The 24279-nt window shown below is 36.9% G+C and carries 22 protein-coding genes; 16 read left to right on the plus strand and 6 right to left on the minus strand.

Annotated features, from left to right (window positions below):
• Window positions 1–49: 49 nt before the first annotated feature.
• Window positions 50–691 carry a YczE/YyaS/YitT family protein gene (locus GMB29_RS09030; RefSeq protein WP_136351564.1) on the minus strand — a complete coding sequence of 214 codons (642 nt, stop codon included), beginning with the start codon at window positions 689–691 and terminating at the stop codon, window positions 50–52.
• The gene (locus GMB29_RS09035; protein WP_136351563.1) at window positions 688–1134 is read right to left on the minus strand and encodes a GNAT family N-acetyltransferase; all 447 of its coding nucleotides are present in this window, start codon (window positions 1132–1134) and stop codon (window positions 688–690) included. The genes GMB29_RS09030 and GMB29_RS09035 overlap by 4 nt, the downstream gene beginning before the upstream one ends.
• A gap of 103 nt (window positions 1135–1237) precedes the next feature.
• On the opposite strand from GMB29_RS09035, the gene GMB29_RS09040 reads away from it, so the two are divergent.
• The 7 genes from GMB29_RS09040 (at window position 1238) to GMB29_RS09070 (ending at window position 7201) form a co-directional block, all read left to right on the plus strand.
• A complete protein-coding gene (locus tag GMB29_RS09040; RefSeq protein WP_136351561.1) occupies window positions 1238–1690 on the plus strand; it encodes a MarR family winged helix-turn-helix transcriptional regulator in 453 nt (150 codons plus the stop codon).
• 220 nt (window positions 1691–1910) lie between these two features.
• The gene (locus GMB29_RS09045; protein ID WP_136351559.1) at window positions 1911–3182 is read left to right on the plus strand and encodes a sensor histidine kinase; all 1272 of its coding nucleotides are present in this window, start codon (window positions 1911–1913) and stop codon (window positions 3180–3182) included.
• Window positions 3183–3193: 11 nt separating this feature from the next.
• A complete protein-coding gene (locus GMB29_RS09050; protein WP_136351557.1) occupies window positions 3194–4087 on the plus strand; it encodes a response regulator in 894 nt (297 codons plus the stop codon).
• Window positions 4088–4221: 134 nt separating this feature from the next.
• A complete protein-coding gene (locus GMB29_RS09055; RefSeq protein WP_136351555.1) occupies window positions 4222–5502 on the plus strand; it encodes a cation:dicarboxylate symporter family transporter in 1281 nt (426 codons plus the stop codon).
• A gap of 177 nt (window positions 5503–5679) precedes the next feature.
• Window positions 5680–5859, plus strand: coding sequence for a hypothetical protein (locus tag GMB29_RS09060; RefSeq protein WP_155443860.1), 180 nt, complete (start codon window positions 5680–5682; stop codon window positions 5857–5859).
• A 5-nt stretch (window positions 5860–5864) separates the two neighbouring features.
• Complete coding sequence (locus tag GMB29_RS09065; protein WP_155443861.1) at window positions 5865–6020, plus strand: hypothetical protein; 156 nt, start codon at window positions 5865–5867, stop codon at window positions 6018–6020.
• A gap of 914 nt (window positions 6021–6934) precedes the next feature.
• Window positions 6935–7201 (plus strand): hypothetical protein, encoded by a 267-nt coding sequence (locus tag GMB29_RS09070; RefSeq protein WP_136351554.1) that lies wholly within the window; start codon window positions 6935–6937, stop codon window positions 7199–7201.
• Window positions 7202–7237: 36 nt separating this feature from the next.
• Here GMB29_RS09070 and GMB29_RS09075 read toward each other — a convergent pair whose 3' ends face one another.
• Window positions 7238–7441 carry an aspartyl-phosphate phosphatase Spo0E family protein gene (locus GMB29_RS09075; protein WP_136351553.1) on the minus strand — a complete coding sequence of 68 codons (204 nt, stop codon included), beginning with the start codon at window positions 7439–7441 and terminating at the stop codon, window positions 7238–7240.
• A 238-nt stretch (window positions 7442–7679) separates the two neighbouring features.
• Window positions 7680–8588 carry a 1,4-dihydroxy-2-naphthoate polyprenyltransferase gene (locus GMB29_RS09080; protein ID WP_136351551.1) on the minus strand — a complete coding sequence of 303 codons (909 nt, stop codon included), beginning with the start codon at window positions 8586–8588 and terminating at the stop codon, window positions 7680–7682.
• A 324-nt stretch (window positions 8589–8912) separates the two neighbouring features.
• On the opposite strand from GMB29_RS09080, the gene GMB29_RS09085 reads away from it, so the two are divergent.
• On the plus strand, window positions 8913–9377 hold the full coding sequence (locus GMB29_RS09085; protein WP_168733770.1) for a hypothetical protein: 465 nt from the start codon (window positions 8913–8915) through the stop codon (window positions 9375–9377).
• A 709-nt stretch (window positions 9378–10086) separates the two neighbouring features.
• On the plus strand, window positions 10087–10749 hold the full coding sequence (locus GMB29_RS09090; RefSeq protein WP_227551722.1) for an SDR family NAD(P)-dependent oxidoreductase: 663 nt from the start codon (window positions 10087–10089) through the stop codon (window positions 10747–10749).
• 291 nt (window positions 10750–11040) lie between these two features.
• Here GMB29_RS09090 and GMB29_RS09095 read toward each other — a convergent pair whose 3' ends face one another.
• Both GMB29_RS09095 and GMB29_RS09100 read right to left on the minus strand, forming a co-directional pair.
• Entirely contained in the window at window positions 11041–12276 is a 1236-nt protein-coding gene (locus GMB29_RS09095) for an ATP-grasp domain-containing protein (protein ID WP_136351549.1), read from the minus strand.
• Between the two features lie 180 nt (window positions 12277–12456).
• On the minus strand, window positions 12457–14082 hold the full coding sequence (locus GMB29_RS09100; RefSeq protein WP_136351547.1) for a PucR family transcriptional regulator: 1626 nt from the start codon (window positions 14080–14082) through the stop codon (window positions 12457–12459).
• A gap of 220 nt (window positions 14083–14302) precedes the next feature.
• Here GMB29_RS09100 and allC point away from each other — a divergent pair, with 220 nt between their 5' ends.
• From allC to GMB29_RS09135, 7 genes are all read left to right on the plus strand, one after another.
• Entirely contained in the window at window positions 14303–15547 is a 1245-nt protein-coding gene (gene allC / locus GMB29_RS09105) for an allantoate deiminase (protein ID WP_406600340.1), read from the plus strand.
• A 13-nt stretch (window positions 15548–15560) separates the two neighbouring features.
• The gene (locus tag GMB29_RS09110; RefSeq protein ID WP_136351545.1) at window positions 15561–16802 is read left to right on the plus strand and encodes a pyridoxal-phosphate-dependent aminotransferase family protein; all 1242 of its coding nucleotides are present in this window, start codon (window positions 15561–15563) and stop codon (window positions 16800–16802) included.
• Window positions 16803–16940: 138 nt separating this feature from the next.
• Window positions 16941–18290, plus strand: coding sequence for a uracil/xanthine transporter (locus GMB29_RS09115; RefSeq protein ID WP_136351543.1), 1350 nt, complete (start codon window positions 16941–16943; stop codon window positions 18288–18290).
• 57 nt (window positions 18291–18347) lie between these two features.
• On the plus strand, window positions 18348–19523 hold the full coding sequence (locus GMB29_RS09120; RefSeq protein WP_136351541.1) for an amidase: 1176 nt from the start codon (window positions 18348–18350) through the stop codon (window positions 19521–19523).
• Between the two features lie 17 nt (window positions 19524–19540).
• Entirely contained in the window at window positions 19541–20410 is an 870-nt protein-coding gene (locus GMB29_RS09125) for a fumarylacetoacetate hydrolase family protein (protein ID WP_136351539.1), read from the plus strand.
• A gap of 357 nt (window positions 20411–20767) precedes the next feature.
• Window positions 20768–22216, plus strand: a complete 1449-nt coding sequence (locus tag GMB29_RS09130; protein ID WP_136351538.1) for a YfcC family protein — start codon at window positions 20768–20770, stop codon at window positions 22214–22216.
• Window positions 22217–22864: 648 nt separating this feature from the next.
• The gene (locus GMB29_RS09135) at window positions 22865–24241 is read left to right on the plus strand and encodes an allantoinase (protein WP_136351536.1); all 1377 of its coding nucleotides are present in this window, start codon (window positions 22865–22867) and stop codon (window positions 24239–24241) included.
• The last annotated feature ends 38 nt before the right edge of the window (window positions 24242–24279 follow it).

The raw sequence follows: 24279 nt of genomic DNA on the forward strand, positions 1-24279 counted from the left end.
ATTCAATTAAAATCTAAGCCAAATCCAAAAAAAGTCTGTCAAAACCATTCTACACAGAATGGTTTTGATTATGCTTACTATAATCAATGAGATCTGATATCTTTTCAGTAAATCTCATAAAGTAATTTAGAATCGGACCTCCTAAACAAACGGTTAATAAAGTTCCAATGCCGATTGGTCCATTGGATAACAATGCCATTATTAAAAATAGAAGATATAAGAATGTTCGGGATAATAAAATACTCAATCCCGTTAATTCATGTATGATTAACATTAACCGGTCTAGTGGCATGGGAGCAAAATTTGCTTGTAAGTAAATGGCCGTTCCAAACCCTAAAACGATCAAACCCGCCCCAAAACAAATGAGCTTACTGATCCAAAGTTCAGGTATGATAAAATCATCTAATAAAAATAGCCACAAATCAATGCCAATCCCTGTTATAAATGCGGTTATTAGTCCTAATAATTCTGGTCTTTGTCTTTTTAAGAGCGAATTACAAAATATGAGTATGAAAGCGATGATAATTTCCCAGCTTCCGACAGTAAGACCTACAACTTTTGATAGCCCGACCAAAAGGGCATCATAAGGTGATGTTCCAAGGTTTGAAACAATCGTAAGAGAAATACCAAAGGTTAGAATCAAATTTCCTAGCACATAAAAAGTGAATGTCGTTTTATTCTTCCTTGTCATAGCTTTTTAGCGCAAAAATCCTTAACCATTAAAACATGCGGAATGTCTTCCTCTATAAATACATCTGAGGAAGTCAAATAACCAAGCTTATTATAAAAACCCTCTGCCTGTGTTTGACCGTGCAATTTGACCCGAGATACGCCTTTTTCTGCTGCAATTTCCTCTAACTTTTTAATTATTGTTTTGCCAAGACCAAATTTACGGTAAGCTTCTAAAATACAAATTCTTTCCAATTTGCCAACACTATCTACAATTCTTACTCTTCCCGTACCGACGGGTTGATCATTGTAATAAACTAATATGTGCTCACATGTACCATTAAGTGTGTCAAATTCATCAAATTCATTTTCTAAAGGAACGCCTTGTTCCTCAACAAATACTTCGTTTCTGATTTGCAATGCCTTTTTCAGGTCATGCTCCTCCGTTATTCTTTTTACCTCCATGTATCGTCAGTCCTTTCTGGATTTATTGATTTAAACAAGTATAATAATATTAATAACATTAATATTGTTGTAAATGCAACAAAAAGTTAAGGGGTTTTTTATGATGAAAGAAATACTTCGTGAAATCGGGATGATCGCCAGGGCGTTAGATTCTATCAGTAATATCGAATTTAAAGAATATGACCTTATGAAAGGACAATATTTATATCTTGTGCGCATATGCGAAAATCCAGGAATGATTCAAGAAAAGCTGGCGGAGATGATCAAAGTAGACCGAACAACAGCTGCTCGTGCCATAAAAAAACTAGAGATTCAAGGCTTCATTGAAAAAAGAAATGATGATAAAAATAAAAAAATCAAAAAACTATTTCCAACAGAGAAGGGTGTGAACGTTTATCCTTTTTTAAAAAGAGAAGGAGACTATTCCAATAAGGTTGCATTAAGTGGATTTTCCGAAGAAGAAATCGACCAGATCTATCAGCTTCTTCAAAGGGTCAGAAAAAACATAGAGGTCGAGTGGGATTTCGTGAAAAAAGGAGGCAAGAGAGAATACTAATAAAATGAACAAATGGATACTTTCTCAACCAATAAGTAGCAAGATCCCCTAATAAAGCGACAACCATTGATGCCACTTTAATTTCTATTAGTCAACTTACTATTTGGGGAATTATTCCACATAATTGTGTTTGGTCGAAATGCTATAATTCTACTTGTATGTATTCGTTAGTAGATTGTTATATTTGGAATAAAAATCATTTCGTTTACAGGAGATAGCAATGTTTTCTAAAAACAAACTTTTCAGTCATCATCTTAACAGAACGAGTGGCGTTGCATTAATTGTTACCGCTTTATTGACGGCGATTGCTAGTGAAATTAAAGTCGTTCCCTTTGAGGGAATGGAGTTCCGGTTTGGATTAGGGAGTATTACTTTTTTTCTGTTTATTTTGATTTGGCCCCCCGTTTCTCTAATACGAACTGGGATTATTACGGGCGTCATCGTCGTTTGTTTTCGACTAGTTGAGGATATCGTTCTTTATGAAGCTGTTGCGGTAACAAGCTTATTAACTCACTTACCAGCCTTTTTATTTTATTTTATCTTTGCACTTGGCTTACATCTGATTAAAATCGAAAGGTACAAAACACATCCCTTTATTTTAGGTGCCTGGTCTTCCCTTTTCGATTTGATCGGAAACGGTTCCGAACAGCTTATGCGACATGGTTTGTTGTACCAAGCTAATTTAGACCTTCGAGAATTTGCGTTAATAAGTGGAGTGGCCATCTTCCGAAGCTACTTTGTTGTAGGATTATATAGTTCCATTACAGTTTCAGAACATAAGAAACGGATGCAAGAAATGCTTGAGGTCGGTTCTGAATTATATGCGGAATCCCTCTACTTGCAAAAATCAATGAATCATATTGAACAAATTACCGCCGCAAGCCATGATTTATATCGAAAGTTAAAAAAGAAGGAGTTACATCAATTAAGTGTTCAAGCATTATCCATCGCCCAAGAAATTCATGAAGTTAAAAAAGATTCGCAACGAATTTTATCAGGACTTACGAAAATCACGTTACGAGAACGGGATGATCATCTGTTTCTTTCAGATGTACTTAACCTTGTTGTCATGGCAAATGAAAAATATAGTGAACTGTTAAAGAAAAAAATTATGTTTCATTCTCATACAACCATTGATTTCCAAACAGATCAACAAATCCCGCTTCTTGCTTTATATAATAATCTTACAGCCAATGCGGTGGAAGCAATTAACGAAAAAGGTGAGATTCATTTTGAACTATTCGAGGAATCGGCACACACCTGTTTCGTTATTAAAGATACAGGAAAAGGAATTCCAAAAGAGGATGTATCAATTATTTTTGAACCGGGATATACAACAAAATTCAATGAACAAGGTGTTGCTGCTACGGGGATTGGACTATCACATGTAGAAGAAATTATTCATAGACTTGAAGGACAAATTCACATTGAAACACGAGAAAAGGGGACGGTATTTCGTATTAGCATCCCAACTAAAAATATCCGAAAGTGAGCTGAGTGTGATTGCGTTTTTTTATTGTAGACGATGATACAGCGAGTCGAACGATGCTGAGAAATATCATCACGGGAGATCATCTCGGAATGGTCGTCGGTGAGGCAGAAAGCGGGGTGAAAGCCCTTTCTCCCATCCTTACGATACAGCCTGACGTTGTCTTAATCGACCTATTAATGCCTGAGTTAGATGGGATTGAAACGATTGAACGATTGAGAGTGGAAGGCTTTCAAGGTCAATTTATAATGATTTCTCAAATTGTAAACAAGGAAATGGTCGGTGAAGCCTATAAAATAGGCGTAGAATTTTTTATTCATAAGCCGATCAATCGTGTTGAAATCCAAAGTGTCTTAAAAAGAGTATCAGAGCAATTAAGATTAAAGGAATCTTTACTAACCATCCAGGAATCTCTGGCAAATATCGGTTTAACCAAAACGATGCAAAAAAAGCCAAATGTAAAAGAAATTGTTCTGTCGATCCTTAATGATATGGGGATGATCGGAGAAGTGGGAAGTGATGATATCATTTGGATCATTGAATACTTGATGAATCAGGGTGAAAGAGCTCCACAATTGCCGCCTTTAAAAGATTTATATGAGGTAGTAGCTAGTAAGGGGGATTCTAGTACAGTTGATATAAAAAAGGAAAGTAAAGCAATTGAACAGCGGATCCGCAGAACGATTCTGACAGCCGTTACTAATTTAGCTACATTTGGTATCATAGATTACACCAATTCTGAGTTTGAATATTATGCACCCCGTTATTTTGATTTTCAAGAAATACGAAATTATATGACAACTATTCAAAAAGGGAACACGGAGCCAACAAAGGTAAAAATTAACGTTAAAAAATTCCTTCAAGTGCTATACCTTGAAACACTAGAGAAATACAATCAAAGTTATTAGAATTATTTTTAAATTATGAAAAAAATCTAAAAACAAATGTCGGATTTTATAGGATTTAATAGGTCACCTTTAAAATGTTAATAACCTATCTAGTATGGGAGTCTTTTTGAACATAAAAAAGGGGTGACTTATTAATGAAGAAAAAGTTTACGTTTACTTTGGCATACCAAATTCTAGTCGGCTTAATCCTTGGGATCGCGATAGGGGCAATTTTCTACGGGAATCCTGCGGTAGAAACGTATTTACAACCAATTGGTAGCGTTTTCATGAATATGATTAAAATGATCGTCGTACCGATTATAATTTCTACGTTAATTGTAGGTGTTGCCGGGAGCGGCGATATAAAACAATTAGGTAAGCTTGGTGGTAAAACGCTGCTTTATTTTGAAATTGTGACAACGGTTGCGATTATCGTCGGCTTACTGGCAGCAAATGTTTTTAAGCCTGGTGAAGGTGTGGACATGTCAAACCTTTCAAAAACGGATATCGATCAATATGTTCAATCATCAGAAGAGGTACAAAGCCAAAGCCACGGAGTTTTGGATATTCTTGTAGACATTGTTCCGAGTAATGTGTTCCAATCAATCGTAGAGGGAGATATGCTTGCGATTATCTTCTTTTCCGTGTTATTTGGATTAGGGATTGCAGCGATTGGTAAAAAAGGAAAACCAGTGCTGTCCTTTTTTGAAGGTGTGGCAGATGCAATGTTCTGGGTGACAAACCTGATTATGAAGTTCGCTCCATTTGGTGTCTTCGCTTTGATCGGAGTTACAGTTTCAAAATTTGGTCTCGAATCCTTACTGCCGCTTGGAAAATTAATGATCCTCGTGTATGCAGCGATGGCGTTTTTCATTATTGCCGTGCTTGGCGGTATTGCAAAGCTTGTTGGCATCAATATTTTTCATCTTATCAAAATCTTGAAAGATGAACTGTTATTAGCGTATTCGACGTCTAGTTCAGAAACCGTACTACCAAAAGTGATGCAGAAAATGGAGAAGTTTGGCTGTCCAAAGGATATTGTTTCGTTTGTGCTTCCGACAGGTTATTCCTTTAATTTGGATGGCTCTACACTGTACCAAGCGATCGCAGCCATCTTTATCGCGCAAATGTATGGCATTGATTTAAGCATTTCACAACAAATTACGTTAGTACTAGTTTTAATGGTTACATCAAAGGGAATCGCTGGTGTACCAGGTGTTTCATTTGTTGTATTACTTGCTACCTTAGGAACGGTAGGTATTCCACTTGAAGGACTTGCATTTATTGCTGGAATTGACAGACTTCTCGATATGGCACGGACAGTCGTGAATGTCGTCGGTAATGCTCTAGCTACTGTTGTTATGTCTAAATGGGAAGGTCGATTCGACATAAATAAAAAAGAGGAATTCTATACAACTGTTAAAAAATTAGCGTAAATAGATAAGCAAGACCAGCTTTCCATTCGGAGGCTGGTTTTTTTATGGGCTAAAGGGAGGGGAAGCTCAGGAATAGTACAGACTCGAACTTTATTCTGGGCCAATGAGACCACCATTTTTTTTCGAATGAATAATATTTTGAATAGCCTACCTATCCTTTAGCGATGATTGTAAAACTTGAGATTTTATGGTGCAATACTATACTACTTTCCTAATTTGGAAGAGCGTAAGAATAAAATTTATGAGCTATCAGGTAAACCAGTTTCTTATGATGGCTTAGCAAAAACGATAACAGCTGTAACGGGAAAAGAAGAGACTGTGCAGCATGTAGACGATGCAACGTATACAGGGTATTAGAAAAAATGGGGATTCCATTTTTAAAAGCAGCAGGACTCGCTTCAACACGCGCTGCGGCATGCGAAGGCTATTTAGATGTAGAAGACAGCTCCTTTGAGATGCTTTTAGGTCGCCCGCAAACATCGATTAAAGAAGGCATTAAGCAAATATTAAACCAATAACAAGTGAATGTACCCTACTGGTTGAGGTATCATAACGAATAGTAGGTCATAATAGAATTAGGATAAACGATAAAATGATTGATCATTGGTGCAACAGGAAAAACAGATTCAAAATGTGTTAGCATCGGCATTTAAAAGAGGTCTAGAAGCTAAAGTGATATATTGAATTTTGTCAGACTTTCTACTATAACGAATTCCTATGTTATAACTTTAAAAAGCGGGCAGCTAATGCTGCCCGCTTTTTTTGTAGAACAAAACCACTTGTTTGTAGAACAAAAGTTAAAGGGTTTAGGTGAATTGTAATAAATGGATGTACTTAAGTACAAGAGGAAATTATACCATTTTTTTGATAGTCGTAATTGAGTGTTTTTGATGAAATAGGCATCATCAAATGTTTGACTGGAATAAATTTTCCACAGTGATCGCTTTATTGTTTGAATAGTTTATGTTGTCGTTACGGGTGCTAAATCTGGTATGGTAGGATGCAACAGCAAAAATATTAGTTGAACAAAGTGCATAGGTTTTTGCTTGATAGAAACGAATGTGCCTGTAAAGAATGGATTAAAGGAAACCTTCAAGAGAAAGTAATGTTTATATTACTAAATTATGTGGAAACTAATACTATTTTTTTGTGGGGAAAATGAAAAGAATTATTTTAGGTGCATTGCTTTCTGTTTGAAGCTACTCCAATCCGGGCAGATCTATCTGTTAGAAATTTATTTCAAAAATATTATTATGAGATTACAGATAGGATTTCAAATGTTACTTTTTATTAATAGAATATTAATTTTTGATAAATTATTATAAAAGTTACTTATTCGACATATATTTTATCATCACATATTTATAATGAATATGAATGGAAATATTTTGGAAAAAAGGTTATTACTTGTTTAAAAGGAGAGATGTAATTAATGAATTTTTATAAAAAGTTACCTACTGATTTTTTAATTGAATTTTATTGTGAAATCATGAGGAACATTGAAAAAGGAATCTTAACGAAAAATATGTATTATGAAATAGGTTTAATTATTTCAGTCGCTAGTCAAAGAGGGATTACATTAGGAGCACCATGCGACTTTGAACAGATTGTAGATCGAAGAAATTTAGACGAATTTATTCAATCTGCGTATAAATGTAACGAAATAAAAGATGTTTTACCACCTTCTTGTGGATTTTAACAGCTACCAAAATAAGAGGGGAAAAATTCTTATCATTCATTTTGTGTCAATATAGGAATCTTGCATATACTTTTTTGGATTTTTCATTTTTACGTTTTGATACCTCGTGATGAGCACGTCTAACTTCTGACTGTAATATAGGGTGCTGTGACTATTTAAGCCAGTTTCTTCCGCAACCCAGATCAAAATCTTTCTCATTTGATTAATTCTGCATTCTAATTCATCGACTTCTGTACACATTCATCCTAACTCCTTTAGCTGCCTATTTTCTTTATATGTTTAGTGAATGAATTTATTCAAACACAAGTAATATTATGCAAAAAACTCAACATAATTGGAATAGATACGACAAAGATTCCCAAAAACTTACAAAAAGAGTTTTATATTCCCCTTTGTTGCCTTTTTAGAGGTATTTCAAGTTAGCAAAATAAAAAAGCATTTCTTCTGTTTTTTAGATACAGAAGGAATGCTTTTTCTTTTAAAAGAAATAACTAATTAATAACCCTGCAGATAATAAGAATCCGAAAATCGTATTCGTCATAGCTGTTGATTTCATCGCTACTCGCATATATTGCGGTTCGGTAGCTCCTTTTTGGAATCCTTGAATCGCTGAGATTGGTTTTTTCACAGTTAAAAACACGACCAATGCCCAAGGACTGACATAACCTATCACTACAAGAACCACAATCCATAAATAAGAAACGGCAAATGCAATGGCTAAAGCAATAATTCCCTTTTCTCTGCCAAGAAGAATTGCCAACGTTTTTCGTCCGCCTTTAGTATCTTCCTCAATATCACGGATGTTATTGGACATGTTAATGGCCCCTACTAGAATTCCAAGCGGAATAGAAATTAACACACTTTGAACAGTTAACGTATTCGTTTGAATAAATAAAGCAATTAATACAAAGCCTGTTCCCATTAACAAACCGGAGAATAACTCTCCAAAGGGCGTATACGCTATTGGTAATGGTCCACCCGTATATAAATAACCAACAGCCATCCCGAATAAACCAATGACCATTAACCACCAACTGCTATTCATACAAATATACACACCGATAATGGCAGCTAAAACATACAATAAAATCGCTACCGTTAACACATTTTGCGGCTTCAAACCATGGCGTACAATTCCGCCGCCAATTCCTACAGATTCAGCAGTATCCAATCCGCGTTTCCAATCATAGTATTCATTAAATAGATTTGTCGCGATTTGCAAAGCTAAACATGCAAGCATCATGGCGAAAAATAAAAGCCAATCGAGCTTTGTTTCATATAGAGCGATCACTGATCCTAAAATGACTGGAGCAAATGTCGCTGTTAACGTATGTGGACGCGTCATTTTCCACATTAATTTTACAGGACTTAATTCTTTATTTTCCATAAATTTATTCAACTTCCCTACTTTTAATGTATCAAAATCTTTACCTCATACATTATAACAAATTCATGCGGATATGAAAGTTTGATCATAAGTATCTTTTGAAATTTTTTTAGATTTATAGAATCCTCCGAAGATAAATATTGATACAGTCTATCCTTTGAAGAAGCGATTGAAGCTTATAAACAGCTGAATTGTGGTGTATTTTGCAAAATCGTTATTCGTAGTTTTTAACTATATTTTCCTGATGTAAAGTGACAACTTTTAAGGGCAAAAATCTAAATGATACATAGAATGGTATAGAATTTTTATAAGTAGGTGAATGTATTGTACGGTTATTATTACTATCGGCAAGACTGGTCTTCTGTATTGGAGTATTTAAACAACAGTATGAACGGCGAACAAATGGTTTGTTCAATGACGACGCAATTATTTCATATTCCTGCCACTAAAAATCTAAAAGGAAATACAGAAATGCATATTCATCTTGTTCCAGCTTCCTATCACAGGGTTACAGCATTAGGCTGTGCAAAACGATTGCAGAGTGGTGAATCTCATGAATCCATTATTAAAGCTCTTGTTGCATGTGTTAATAATGGGTTAAAGCAAGACAAGGAAATAACTAAATGGTTAAGGGTTATGAGGGAAAATGCTCCAAGAGAATTTAAAGGATTTATGGATAATGTTATCAGATGGCAGCAGCAAACAGAGCAAAGTTTGGCGTATACCCAGCAGCTTCTAAGGGGAATGGGATTAGAAACTGAAAGTGAAACTGGAGAGCCAGCTTACTAATTTTTGAGCTGAAATTCAGCTCTCTTTTATTTATCCTTCTCTACTTGGTTTTCCCCGTAAAACACATCTAAAATGCTTTACATGTGATAATCTCCCGTCTAAATTAAATTTCAATTTGGATATTCTATTTACTATTATTTTTGAACTTTTCTCTTTTTAAAAGGAAGAGATAAGATGCTGGATTATGGGCATATGGATAAAATGGAACAACAAATTGAGATCTTGACCCAAAGCAATCGGCAAGTGATGAAAGTAAACAAGAACAAGCAACCCCCGCAAAAAAACCACCAAGTACATCAAATGAGTTTTAGATAAAGCCTAATATTGGAGCATTCGATCATCCTGCATAGGGGTCGAAACATGATCGAGATAAAGATCATTATGCTTGTGCGCGATGACGGTTTGATGATCGTTAAAGAAGGGTAGAAACTTAAAATCATTGGTACTGTTAAAAAACTTCGTTGATTTTTGTTGAAAATATAACTTGGAGTCATAACTCAACCCATTTTTATTCAAATTGAATAGTAATAAACACTTTAACAAACACTGATGATCGAAGATGTATATCGTAAAAAATCGCAATTTTTCAGGAGGTTTTCAGATGACTTTCCCAGTATTAGAAGGAAAAGTAGCAATCGTTACTGGTGCAGCAATGGGTATGGGCGAGGAAACAGCCAAGTTATTCGCAGAAGCAAAAGCATAAGTTGTCATAGCCGATTTTAATGAAGAAAAAGGACGTGCAGTGACAGATGCTATTAATGAAAACGGTGGAGAAGCTGCTTTTGTAAAAGTAGATATTTCAAAATCTGAAGAAGTTCAAAATATGGTTAGATTCACAGTTGATACATTTGGTAAATTAGATGTAGCAGTAAACAATGCTGCTTTAACACCAGATGATAAACCAGCAGCTGAATTTGATGAAGCGTACTGGAATCGCCTAATCTCTGTTGATTTAACGGGTACTGCACTTTGTATGAAATATGAATTACAGCAATTGCAAAAACAAGGACAAGGTGGGTCTATTATTAACATTTCATCTGTTAGTGGATTCCGTCCACAGCCAAATAATATTGCTTACGTTGCAGCAAAGCATGGTGTTGTTGGTATGACAAAAGTGGCTGCAATGGAAAATGGTCCACTTAACATTCGTGTCAACTCGGTTGCCCCAGGTGCTATTGATACACCGATGCTTCGAGGTGCCCTAGAGCAATTCGGCTTCACAGAAGAAGAATATGCCCCGCAGCTAAGTTTACTAAACCGTTTCGGACAGCCGCGAGAAATAGCGCAAGCGAGTCTTTGGTTGGCTTCTGATGCATCCTCTTATGTGACAGGCACAACAATTCATGCAGATGCAGGTTATACTTCTCGCTAATAATAAGCATAAAAACGAAGAGTTTTTCTTCGTTTTTTTATATTGTAATTAAGTTATGGGGCACAGAGCATAGGGCGTGTGTAATTGTATAGAAGGGGGAACTTGACAACGGTAATATGGCATAGAAAAAAGGATAATCAATTATTTCCTAAGAAATTGATTATCCTCTTCTTTTATTTATCATTCGGTCAGATAGCGAGACGAGGTAACACTCCCTAACCACGGTCTAGTCAAACAGAGGATTTATGGATGTGTACCTGATCTTTTCTTCTATGTAAGACGAATCATCGTTTACCGATAAAAATCATGATGCAAATAATCTTCCAAAAGAGACCTCATAACCGTGCTGTCTTCACCAAAGAAGAAAATGGTTCCGTAATGGTTTCCGTATCCTACTCGTTCAGCCACTTTCATTTTTGAAGTGGCAGGGATAAACATATCATCCCGCACATAATATGGATGATTTTTGAGCCCTTCAGGGATATCCACGCTTTCAATGATTTTCACTTTGGGGTAGACCATTAAATTGCCCGAATACCCTTTTGCAGACACCACTTCTTCAGGGAAAAAGGCGGCAAGCTCTTCTTCGGTTGTATCAGGATCACTGCAAAGGATTTGGCCTTGAAACGGGCTAAAGCCATATACATTTTCAATATGCTCAAAAATATGACCGCCTGGAACCCGGGCAGCAACCTCTCCGAAGTTCAATGTTCCATCAGGTGTAATGAAAAATTCTGGGTGAATGATGCCATATTCAATTTCAAAAGCATCCACAAGCTTTTCAATGAGTGCCTTGATTTGCGGTCTCCATTCTTCAAGGGAAGGGGAGGCTGGCACAAAGTTAGAGTGTCCAAGCTTGACATATTCGGTGATATTGAGAAACTTAACCTTACCATTATGTATAAAGGCCTCACATGAGAATTCCTGACCATCCAAATGGCTTTCCATCAGAAGCGGAAATTCGGAATCATCAATTTCTTCAATTTCCTGTGGATTCCTGATCATACGGTGGCCGACAGTACCTGCTTTATCAAATGGTTTTACATGAATAGGGTCATTGATATCTCCATCCATCTTCAATAAAGCCTCATTTACTCTTCTTAAGAAACGATAAATATCTTGCTTATTCTGAGCTTCCTCAAACACTCCGACCTTGATGCCGGCCATTTGTGCTTTGCGCTTCATCAAGCCTTTGTCTCTCAATAACATTGATTTATTAAAAAGACGCGGATTATTCAAAAGCTTTGCATTCAAAGCCCCAGCCCATTCAACGGTTTCTTCATAGATAGGTACAGTAATTTTAGCATGATGTTCCTTCAATTTTTCGTAGAGTTCATCCACTTCTTTGATGGAACGATCAAATTTCCATGGAATAAACAGAATCCCATTTTCGTCAGCATGATCCTGAAATTCAGGCGGACCAACAACCACATACGGACGATCCATCTTGTCAATCGCTTCAATAGCCTTTAGGCTCCAACCTATCAATGCTGTTTTTCCCCTAGTATTCTCTTTCATCTCCATCATGTTCCCCTTCCTATTAAAACATTTTGAAAATTATCTCATCTCTTATTTTACTAGAAATAGAAAATTTTCCTAACAATTTTAATGAATTCTTTAAAATAACTTAATCTCATAGTAATAATAAAACTCTTCAAGCGACTAGCGAAAAGGAGTTTGCACATCGTTTTCTATTATTCTATAAATTTAGTTATTTCCTTGAAGTAAGGCTTTTATTCGAAAGGCAATACGTAACCGAAGAGTTTCATCTGGTTCTTTAATACTTCTACCTATTATTTCTTCACACTTTTCTAAACGATAAATAACGGTATTACGGTGTACATATAACCGTTTTGCTGTTTCGGAGATTTGACAATGTGTTTCTAGATAGACTGATAATGTATGGAGCAGGTCTTGATGGTCTTTTTTTGGTTCGTTAGCAAATGCTTGAAACGTATCTGTATAAAACTTTTTTAATTGGTCGTAAGGAACCATACGTAAGATTTCAGGGACTTCCTTTGGTTGATAAATTTCAATAAATTGTTTTTTCCCTAACATATTTCCATAGTAAAGGGCGTCTTTTGCTTCCTTGTAGGAAATAGGAACTTGCTTAAGCTGTTCGGAGTAGTTGCTAATCCCAAATGAAAGGATCGCACGAAAGTGGGTATGAATCTTTGCTTGAATTTTTGTTAACAACGAAAGAAAAGAATGTTCTATCTGTTTCCAAGCACCTTCTAGTTCCATTAGAAGAATATAGGACTGGTCAATTGTAAATAAATGAACGGTTTGATGAAAGGACTGGATTTCAGATTCAATCGTTTCGTAAATAAGTTCATTTACAGACTGACTTTGCATAAATGAAATTGTTTTCTCTTCATCAATAATATCACCAACTGCACATATATACCTTTGTTCGTTTTCTAAGCCAAATTCTCTTCCACGGCTAATGACTTCTTCATTTGTAGAAAATCTCCCATTAATAAAGTTTGTGAAAAACTCATTTTGAATACGTCTTGAATGTTGCTTTAACGCATTTTCTTTCATCAGTTCAAAGGCAAGGACATTTGACGCTTGTTCAACAGTTAAAATGGTAGAGCGGTCGGATGGAGGAATAAACCCTAAGACAGCAAGATAGCTAGACTGTTCATTGTGTGTGTACACGGGGAAAAGTGTAACCGTCTCCTGCGTCTCATTTACCATGGAGAAGCTGGACATTGTTGCTTTTGGGAAATGAAAAGAATACCCATTTATAAGCATTTTTTCTAGGTTCTCTAAATGAGAGATGGTCTTCATCTGTTTTTGAACGGGACGTAAATGGTAATTTAACAAGACAACAGGAAATTCGATAAGAGAGGATAAACTTTCAACAATCTTATCAATTCCTTGTCCGCCTATCACATAATTTGTAAAATGCTGGTGTGTTTGCATAGCCTGATGCAGTTCATTTGTACGGACATCAAGAATATAACTCAAGGATTGACTGACAATATCCCCTAACGAAATATGAACAGGAAGTTCAATTAGGGGAAAATGTAGTTCGTTTGCAAGCGTAATAGCCGCTTCCGGTATTTCCGCTAAAAATCGCTTTGTTTTAATTCCTAAGGCTGAACAACCTTGTTTCTCCATTTCTTTGATTAGTGTTAATAAGGAATCAAAATCATCTTTAAAATGAAACGCAGTCGTAATAAGTAAATCATTTTTCTTTAAAAAATGAATAATATCTGGTGCATCCATCATATTGACTGTATTGACTTCACGTTCAATCCCCTGTTTTCCTGCGGCTAAGGTTGCTCCTTTAAATACGGGAAGATCTAGTAAATCACTTAATTTCATTTTCTCTCCATCTCCCTTTGTTAGGATAACTAACGGTTTACTTTTATAATAATCTGATTTTTAGATAGTTTAAACAAAAAAATAGGAAAATGTTCTACATTTATGTGAATGATTTTCATTATTTTTTATTTTACAATTGTTTATATTACTTATCATGTAAAAAAATATACCATGATCGGGTGGATAATCATAAGAAAAAAATAGAGGGGGGATTAGGTTGATTTTAAGTGAAAAGAGATCACTTGGCTTATTGGCACAAATCGAAGAAATGGTAGAGTGGTTAGCTTCATACGGTAGAAGCAAAAAAAACGGAGTCACACGCACGTTGTATACTAAAAATTGGCAATCGGCACAACTTGCTCTTGAAAAACGGATGGAAGAGTGCGGTCTTCAAGTCTATTATGATGATGTTGGAAATTTATTTGGAAGACTATCAGCTATTGAAGAAAATGCCACTACTATATTAACAGGCTCACATATTGATACGGTTATAGATGGAGGTAAATATGATGGAGCGTATGGCGTGATAGCTGGTATCATTGCTTTACAATTTTTAAAGGAACATTACGGGCTACCGAAAAAGAATATCGAAGTTGTCTCTTTATGTGAGGAAGAGGGAAGTCGTTTTCCAATGACATACTGGGGTTCAGGCAGTATGACAGGTGTTAAATCGTTGGAAGATGTTCAAGGACTGACTGATGCACAAGGTATACCCTTTATAGAGGCGATGCAAGAAGCAGGGTTCGGGAAAGGAAACTATCGAGATCCTAAACGGAATGATCTTGATTGTTTTATTGAATTACACATCGAACAAGGCGAAGTGTTAGAACGAGAACAAAAATCAATCGGTATTGTGAGTCATATCGTAGGACAGAGAAGATACAATGTCACAGTGATCGGTGAAAGCAATCATGCAGGCACAACACCTATGGCTTGGCGGAAAGACGCCATGTACACGGCAGCTGAACTTATTCAACATCTTATACAGAAAGCAAAAGAAACGTCTCCAGAATTAGTTGCGACGGTTGGGCAAATCTTCACGGAGCCAAATCTATCAAATGTCATTCCTGGAAAGACAACGTTTAGTATTGATATTCGCCATAGTGAAGAACATGTTCTTGATGAATTCTGTCATGACGTTTTTGCACAATTTGTATCCATATCAAACAAACATCAAACACAAGTAACGATTCATAATTGGATGAATGAAAAACCAGTAAAAATGTCTGAAAGCTTGAGTGAAATTTCAGAATCAATCTTAACAAAAGAGCAAATTCCTTTTAAGAAAATGACGAGTGGGGCAGGGCATGATTCACAAATTTTCGGGTCATTTTGTCCGACATCGTTATTATTTGTCCCAAGCCATAAAGGAATTAGTCATTCTCCAAATGAGTTTACGAGAACAGAAGATTTAGAAAAAGGCATTCAACTATTAATCAAGATTTTATATACATTAGCTTATTAAGGAGGCAAACAGCATGAATGCATTTCAAGAAATGAATTCACCATTACGAACAATTATGACTCCAGGTCCTGTTGAAGTCGATCCAAGAGTGTTACGTGCGATGAGCACACCAATACTAGGACAGTTTGATCCGGCATTTACGAATATGATGAATGAAACGATGGAGATGCTTCGTCAAGTATTTCAAACAAAAAATCAGTGGGCATTTCCGATTGATGGTACATCTAGAGCAGGAATTGAAGCGGTGCTAACGAGTGTCATTAAGCCGGGAGATAAAGTGTTAATTCCGATTTATGGGAGATTCGGTCATTTGTTAACAGAAATTGCAGAGCGAAACGGAGCGGAGATTCATAACATCGAATGTGAGTGGGGTGAAGTATTCGACCAAGACGTGATCATCGCAGAAATGGAAAGAATTAAGCCGAAAGTACTTGCGATTGTACATGGTGAAACATCAACAGGTTGTATGCAGCCATTAGATCGGATTGGACCTGCATGCCGTGAACGGGACGTATTATGTATCGTTGATGCCGTTGCAACGATTGGCGGGACAGAAGTGAAGGTCGATGAATGGAAATTAGATGCCGTCATTGGCGGGACACAAAAATGTTTATCAGTCCCTTCTGGTATGGCTCCGATTACGTATAATGACCGGATCGAAAAAGTTGTTAATGCTAGGAAAAAAGTAGAAAGAGGGATATCCACCGAATCAGATCGAATAGATGTGAGAGAGCCTATCCGCAGCAATTATTTTGACTTAAGCCAGCTCCAAGATTATTGGGGACCGAGAAGATTAAATCATCATACTGAAGCAACATCCATGCTTTATGCATTACGAGAAGGAGTCCGCATTGTGTTACAAGAAGGACTAAAAGAAAGATTTGAAAGACATCGTTTCCATGAAGAAGCCCTAGTAGAAGGAATTAAGGCGATGGGGCTAGAATTATTTAATGATGTCTCATGGAAACTACCGATGGTAACATGTATAAAAATTCCAGAGGGTGTCGATGGAGAATCAGTAAGAACAATGTTACTTCAACAGTTCGGGATTGAGATTGCAAGTTCGTTCGGACCGCTACATGGGAAAATTTGGAGAATAGGGACGATGGGCTACAGCTGCCGCAAAGAAAATATCTTATTTGTATTAGCGGCACTTGAAGCTGTATTAATTCGTCACAAAGCACAAGTAAAAACAGGGCAAGCGTTACAAGCTGCACTGAACATATATGAAACAACAAATTTAGTCATGAACTAGATGGAAAGATGTTACACACGATTATATTGAATTGGTAGAGTGAGGGTTTGATCTTCACTCTTTTTTTCAAATATTCCCACATCTTAGGGGCATTAAAACCCCATCTCAAGATTCGGGAAATATATAGAAGGTGAATGTATGACAAGGCTTTTTAAATTAGATCATTGGTTTGCTGGGTTACAGTGGCTCTTTTTTCTGTTCACAAATACAGTTGTCATTCCGATTACTGTAGGGGCTGCCTTCCACCTTCCTCAAGGAAAAATGATCTCGCTGCTTCAATTTTCCTTTCTATTTACAGGTTTAGCATGTATTTTACAAGCTTTATTAGGACATAAACGCTCGGTGATGGAAGGGCAATCAGGGTTGTGGTGGGCAGTTATTTTAAGTTTGTGCTATGCAGCACCTTCCCAAGGGATGACCTTAACAGAATTAGGAGGCAATCTTGCTGTCGGAATCATCATGTCTGGTGTGATGACCATCATCATTGGATTAAGCGGGCTTTCAGAATTTCTTTCAAAACTGTTTAACAACGGTGTGATGGCTGTCTTTATGTTTTTATTAGGCTGTAAATTAAATGCGATTTTTCTCCAAGGGATGCTTGGAATTCCGTTTGGAGCACAAACAGGGACGTCACAAATCGATATTCCAGTTTTTTTTCTATCTAGTTTTGTTGCTGTTTTTGTCATAATGGTAAGCATGAAAGCTTCACCTGCAATCAGTAAATATTCGTTATTAATCGGGATTATCGTAGGGTGGTTCCTGTATGTGCTGTTGTTTGAAACGGAAGGCATCGATGTAACTGGAAAAATGGACATGGGACTGTTCCCTCTAGGAACACCGAGCTTTGACCTGGGGATTATTCTAACGGTGGTCATCGCTGGACTTATTAACATCTCCAATACATTTGGTGCACTTAAAGGGACTGAGGAAATTTATAAAAGCATGACGACAAAAAAACAATATCGACTTTCTTTTACCATAAGCGGGCTATTTACCATCATCGCTGGATTATTTGGGATGGTACCTTATGCTCCGTATGTGTCGTCAATTGGTTTTCTTAATCAAACGAAAATTTTGGAGAGGCTTCCATTTATACTTGGTGGTGGAATGTTTATGGTAATGGGAATCATCCCAGCGATTAGTCATTTTATGGCGAAACTGCCGTTAAGTGTTGGGAGTGCTGTTTTACTTGTTGCCTATTTACGTCTATTACAATCCTCACTGCAATACTTTGCCAAAGTTGATTTAACGACAGCTAATATTTATCGCTTATCAGTTCCGTTATTCGTTGGGATCATTTTTATGACATTTCCCTCGTCTTATTTCGATTCCATTCCATCGATCGTAAGGCCATTACTGAGCAACGGACTGTTACTGGGGATTTTATTTTCATTAATTTTAGAAAATGTTCCTTATCGTTTATCATCAAAAAAACAAAGAAATGAAGACAAAAATATATACATGAAAGAAAGAGATGAAAGTGCTTGAAGGGGAGATAAAGAATCTCACTGATAGAAGTCTCACTTTTTACGGGAGGTAATGGCAATGATTGATAAATGGAATGCATTTGTAGATAAGAATATAGTACTTGAACCTAATGAGACAGGTCGACTAAACAAATTGAGTTTTACGGTAAAAGATGTCTTTGCCATTCAAGGTTATACAAATACGGCAGGGAACCCTGATTGGTACCGGACACATGGACCGGCAGATCAACATGCACCGGTCATCACTGCTCTCCTTGAGCAAGGAGCAAAACTACAGGGAACGGTACATACAGATGAACTCATGTATAGCCTAAACGGAGAGAATTTTCATTATGGTACACCAGTAAATCCGAAGGACCCTGAACGGATTCCAGGAGGGTCTTCAAGTGGTTCGGCTGTAGCGGTTTCCGCTGGTTTAGTCGATTTTGCTTTAGGAACAGATACTGGTGGTTCGGTTCGTATTCCTTCATCATATTGTGGGATTTACGGATTTCGGCCAACACATGGTGTGGTATCAATTGAAGGTGTGATTCCGTTAGCTAAAAGCTTTGATACAGTTGGATGGATGACAAGAGATCCGAAACAATTAATGGAAATTGGCGATCTTCTTATTGATGGACAAAGTACCAATGACAGCTTTCGTCATATTTACTTAGGTGAGGATGCATGGGCGTTAGTAGACCAAGACTACAAGGAAGAGTTATTCGCTTTTCTTCCAAAGTTGGAGAGAAAAGCGAATCGATGTGAATGGCTTCAAGTTGCAGAAGAAGGATTAGCAGAGTGGGCCAATACATTCCGTACCATTCAAGGGCTTGAGATTTGGAATGAACATGGGGATTGGATACAAAACGAAAACCCGATATTCGGACCGGGGATTGCAGAAAGATTTCAGTGGACGAGTACATTGAAAAAGAGTGAAAGTGCAGCTCATTTTCAATTAAGGGAAAAAATCTCTCGATCAATGTCAAATCTTTTAGGGGAAGAAGGACTGTTAGTCATACCAACGGCTCCAGGACCTGCACCCTTACGAAACCTGCACGGGGAAAAAGCAGAGCAGTATCGGGCAAAGGTGATGCAATTGACTTGTATTGCCGGTTTAGCTGGTTTACCTCAAGTGACGGTACCTGTGGAAGTGAATGGACTACCTATTGGATTATCATTCATCGCAAATCGTAACAATGATCGGAAGCTATTACATTGGGTGAACGATTTTTTGAACAAAACTAGACGATAAATGGAAGGAGAGTAGAGATGAAGTTAGCAACGGTAATAAAAGAAGGAAAAGAAATGGCTGCGGTGGTTTCGGATGATCGAGTCATTCTCGTCCAGCAGATAAACGAATATGAAGATAAAAATTGGTCAACTGACCTTTTTGGACTTTTACAAAATGACCAACTGTCAGATATGGTTAACTGGTATAAAAATGAGGGGCGAAATAAATTGCATCACTTCCCAAGTTTTCTTGCTGAAGAAGGACAATTTGGTCCGCTCTATCGGCAGCCTCGTAAAATTTGGGGTGTTGGCATGAATTATATGGCAAAGGCAATTGAGTTGTCTGGGCAGCCTCCTGAAGAGGAACCTGTCATTTTTATGAAGCCAGATACGAGTTTAATAGGACCAGAGGAAGCGATTAAGCTGCCTGCTCAATCAAATGAAGTAACAGCAGAAGCAGAGCTTGCTATTATCATAGGGAAAACATGTAAAAATGTCGAGGAAATGGCGGCACCATCATTTGTCGCTGGCTTTACGACGTCATTAGACATGACGGCAAAGGATATTCATGCGAAAAATCCACGTTTTATGCAACGTTCAAAAAGTTTTGATACATTTTTCAGCTTCGGCCCATATCTCATCACAGCGGATGAATACGAGGATGTAAAAATGATTTACGTCGAAACCGTTCTAAATGGAGAAGTTTCTCATCGTAATGTCGTAGCGAATATGATGTATCAACCGTGGTATATCGTCTCATTTTTTTCGCAGATTATGACATTATACCCTGGTGATGTCATAATGACGGGCACTCCCGGTTCGGTCGTCATTCGAAATGGTGATGTAGTAGAATGTCGGATTAATGGTTTTAAAGCTCTGCGTAATCCTGTCTTAGGTGCTAATTCTTAAGTTGAATGAGTAAGGCGAAAGCCCAAAAGCCAAGGATGGTTTTAAATACCTTTCGTAATCCAGTCTTAGCTGTTTACTCAAATGCATAATTAGAGAGCGGGAAGGCGAAAAGCCAAGCACTTTGCTAAATAGTGCTTGGCTTTTTTGTGTGTAACTAAATATGCCGTATATGTAACTAGTTATCCTCAAATTTAGTTAAAACGTACAAATAATAAACGAAAAATTCACATTTTTAATAATGAATTATAAGGTGCGGTATTATAAACTATACTTAAATGTTAAGTTTAATCACATGGTTGTGTAAGTTATTATAACAAAGGGAGAATGCTTTGTTAAAAAAAAGAAGGAGGAATAAATATGGGATTAGAAAAAGTGAATAAGGTATCTAATAGTGTTCAAGTAGAATCTCGATTAAAAAAGGGAATAACCATGCCGCATATTTACGTCATTTTGTTTTTGTTTATTGTACTTGCAGGAATTGCTACTTATCTGATTCCAGCTGGTGTGTATGAAAGAATCCCAGGGCCAGAAGGGAGAACAACCATTGATCCAAATTCATATCAAAGTGTTACTCAGACACCTGTTGGTTTAACGGAATTTATGACAGCTATACCGAGGGGGTTGGTAGCAGCTGGAGAGGTTGTTTTTTTTACATTTATTATTGGTGGTATTTTTGCAGTAATACGAAAAACAGGTCTTATTGAATTAGGTGTAGATCGGTTAACGAGGAAATTTTCGACAAAAAGTATTGTATTAATTCCAGTGTTAATGGTTGTTTTTGCTACTGTTTGCAGCTTAATTGGTACTCAGGAATTAAGTTTAGTATACGTTCCTGTTATTTTGCCATTAATGATTGCGTTAGGATATGACTCAGTGGTAGCAGTTGCGGTGGCTTTAGTTGCAACTACTGCTGGATTTATGACAGGATTTCTTAATCCGATTAATACAGGATTAGGTCAAAAGATATCTGGGCTTCCCGTGTTCTCGGGAATCGAGTTAAGGTTCACAGCTTTTGTAGTGTTTGTTTCAGTAGGAATCATTTATATTATTCGTTACGCTCAAAAGGTAAAAAGAAATCCGGAAAGTAGCTTGGTCTATAATGAAGATTCGAGTAAAAGAAGGGATTATTTAAACAAAACTGCAGTTGAAAAACACCTAGCAACAATACGTCAAAAGGTAGCTTCCGTTGCACTTGTAGGATTTTTTATTTCACTTGTTTATGGGGTATTAGCTAAAGGTTGGTTTATGTTAGAGATGGCAGGGTTGTTTATCTTCATGGGAATTGTTGTTGGATTAATTGCTGGTTTAAAGCTAACGGAAATATGTGAGGGATTTAATGAAGGTTTTCGTGAGGTATTAGTTGGTGCAATCATTATAGGTGTAGCCAGAGCGGTTGCTGTTGTTATGGAAGATGGTCAAGTTATGGACACGATTGTTAATAGTTTAGGTACTGTTGTTGGTGAATTCCCGGCTGTGTTTAGTGCTATTGGAATGTTTTTTGTGCAGATGTTATTTAGTTTCTTAGTTCCGTCAGGTAGTGGACAGGCATTAGTTACTATGCCGATATTGGCACCATTATCTGATTTGATTGGAGTAACAAGACAAACTGCAGTTTTAGCCTATCAATTTGGTGATGGTCTTGGGAATATTTTATTTCCAACATCAGGATACTTCTTGGCAACACTTGCACTAGCTGGTGTACCTTGGCAAAAATGGGTTCGCTTCTATGTGCCATTGTTTCTTATCTGGCTTGTACTTGCTATTATTTTCTTGATTACTGCACAAATAATTCAATGGAATGGCTGAAGTGAAAATAAAAGTCTTTTTATAGAACGGGCGGATCAGAAGTATCAGCCTATCAAAAATTTACTTAAAGAATTTAGTTGAAAAAAGAAAAAACAAAGGGAAGTCAGAAAATTCTTACACCTCGAAAAAAAGAAAACCTATTTGTTGGAACCGTCCCAATGTATAAAGAAAAACATAAAAAAGTAAAAGGAAATCATTATAAGGAGAAAAATGAGAAAAAAGGTCATTATATCCCCTGTTCACTTTTTTCATCTGACAACTCGAGATTAATGATAGAATATTTTAAACTAAATTACTTACGAGCAATTTTAGTGAGTCAGGCCCCTGATGTTGGGTTTGTGAAAAACAACGGGTGAGAGAAATGATAGAAGATTGGAGAAAAATAGAGAACCATGATTTGGACTTTTAAAGTGGGGAAACACAGGAACCGTCCCCGTGTTTCTGTGTTATTTTGTGTAATATATACAAACAAAAAACGTAAAATTCACAATTTTTCTAATGAATATTGAATGACGTTATAATAAACTATATGTAAATGTCATATATGTTAACGTCTTGTGTAAGAAATAACAGCATAAATGAAGTATTTCGTTTCAAAACATTACAAGGTACATAAAGGAAAAATATGTAAGTGAGAGGGGTTTACTTATGGAGCATTTAGATTTCATCATTAAAAATGGAAATGTAGTACTTCCTCAAGGTGTGGAGGAAACTGACATCGGTGTGAAGGATGGGAAAATTGTTGTGATTCAAAAAGACCTCACAACGAAAGCAGATAGGATCTGGGATGCTAAGAACCAATATATTTTTCCTGGGATGATTGATGTGCATGTACATTTTAGTGAACCAGGTAGAGAGTATTGGGAAGGGTTTCATACAGGTTCAATGATGATGGCTGCAGGCGGATGTACGACTTACTTTGATATGCCCTTAAATGGAATTCCTTCAACGGTTAATGTTGAGGCACTTGATCAAAAAGTAGAGATCGGGAATCAGAAGTCTTTCGTTGATTTTGGCTTATGGGGCGGTCTTGTGCCAGGTAATGAAAGCGATCTTGAAGCCATGGCGGAATCAGGTGTTATTGGTTTTAAAGCTTTTCTTTCCACAACAGGAAATAAAGAATTTGAGTCTGCTGATGATATAACACTGCTAAATGGAATGAAGATCATTGCGGAATTAGGGAAGGTCTTAGCACTGCATTCAGAAAGTGCGCCGTTGACTAATTGGCTGAAGGCTGAGAAAGAAAAAGCAGGAGCATTCGGTGCGGATGATTACCTGGAAACACGTCCGATTATCGCTGAGGTTGAAGCTGTGGAGCGTGCGTTATGCTATGCAGAACTCACTGGATGTCCTCTGCATTTTGTTCATATAAGCTCTGCCTTAGCAATAGAAAAAATTGAAGAAGCGAAGCGAAGAGGAATGGATGTTACAGTTGAAACATGTCCGCATTATTTACTGTATAATCACGATCATTTAAAAGAATTGGGAAGTGTTGCAAAATGTGCCCCTCCATTACGAGAAAAAGCGGAGCAGCAGAAATTAATCTCGCTCGTTATTGATCAAAAATTTGATATGATTTCATCTGATCATTCTCCTTGTACGTATGATTTAAAAGACCCTAATGTTTATAATTTGTTTGAAGCGTGGGGAGGCATTAGCGGCGGGCAGTTCTCTTTGCTTTCAATGATTGAGTTAGCATTACAACATAACGTACCATTTGAAACGATTGCACAATTGACTTCTTCAGCACCTGCAGAGAGATTCGGACTTTCTGATCGAAAAGGAAAAATCGTCGAAGGGGCAGATGCGGATTTTGCCATCGTTACAATAGAAGAAACTTTTACCGTATCAAAGGAAAATTTTCTGGCAAAACATAAAGAAAGCTTATACATTGGCCATACATTTCCATGTAAAGTGGTCGGAACCATCAACAGAGGCAAGGTTGTGTATCAAGATGGAAAGATCCTGGCAGAACAAGCAGGTGGAAAGTGGGTTAAGCCTAATAAGTACGCAGCTGTTAAATGAGGAAAACGAAAAAACCCTATCTTCTGAATATGGAAGAA

Source organism: Metabacillus sediminilitoris (assembly GCF_009720625.1).
Lineage (GTDB): Bacteria > Bacillota > Bacilli > Bacillales > Bacillaceae > Metabacillus > Metabacillus sediminilitoris.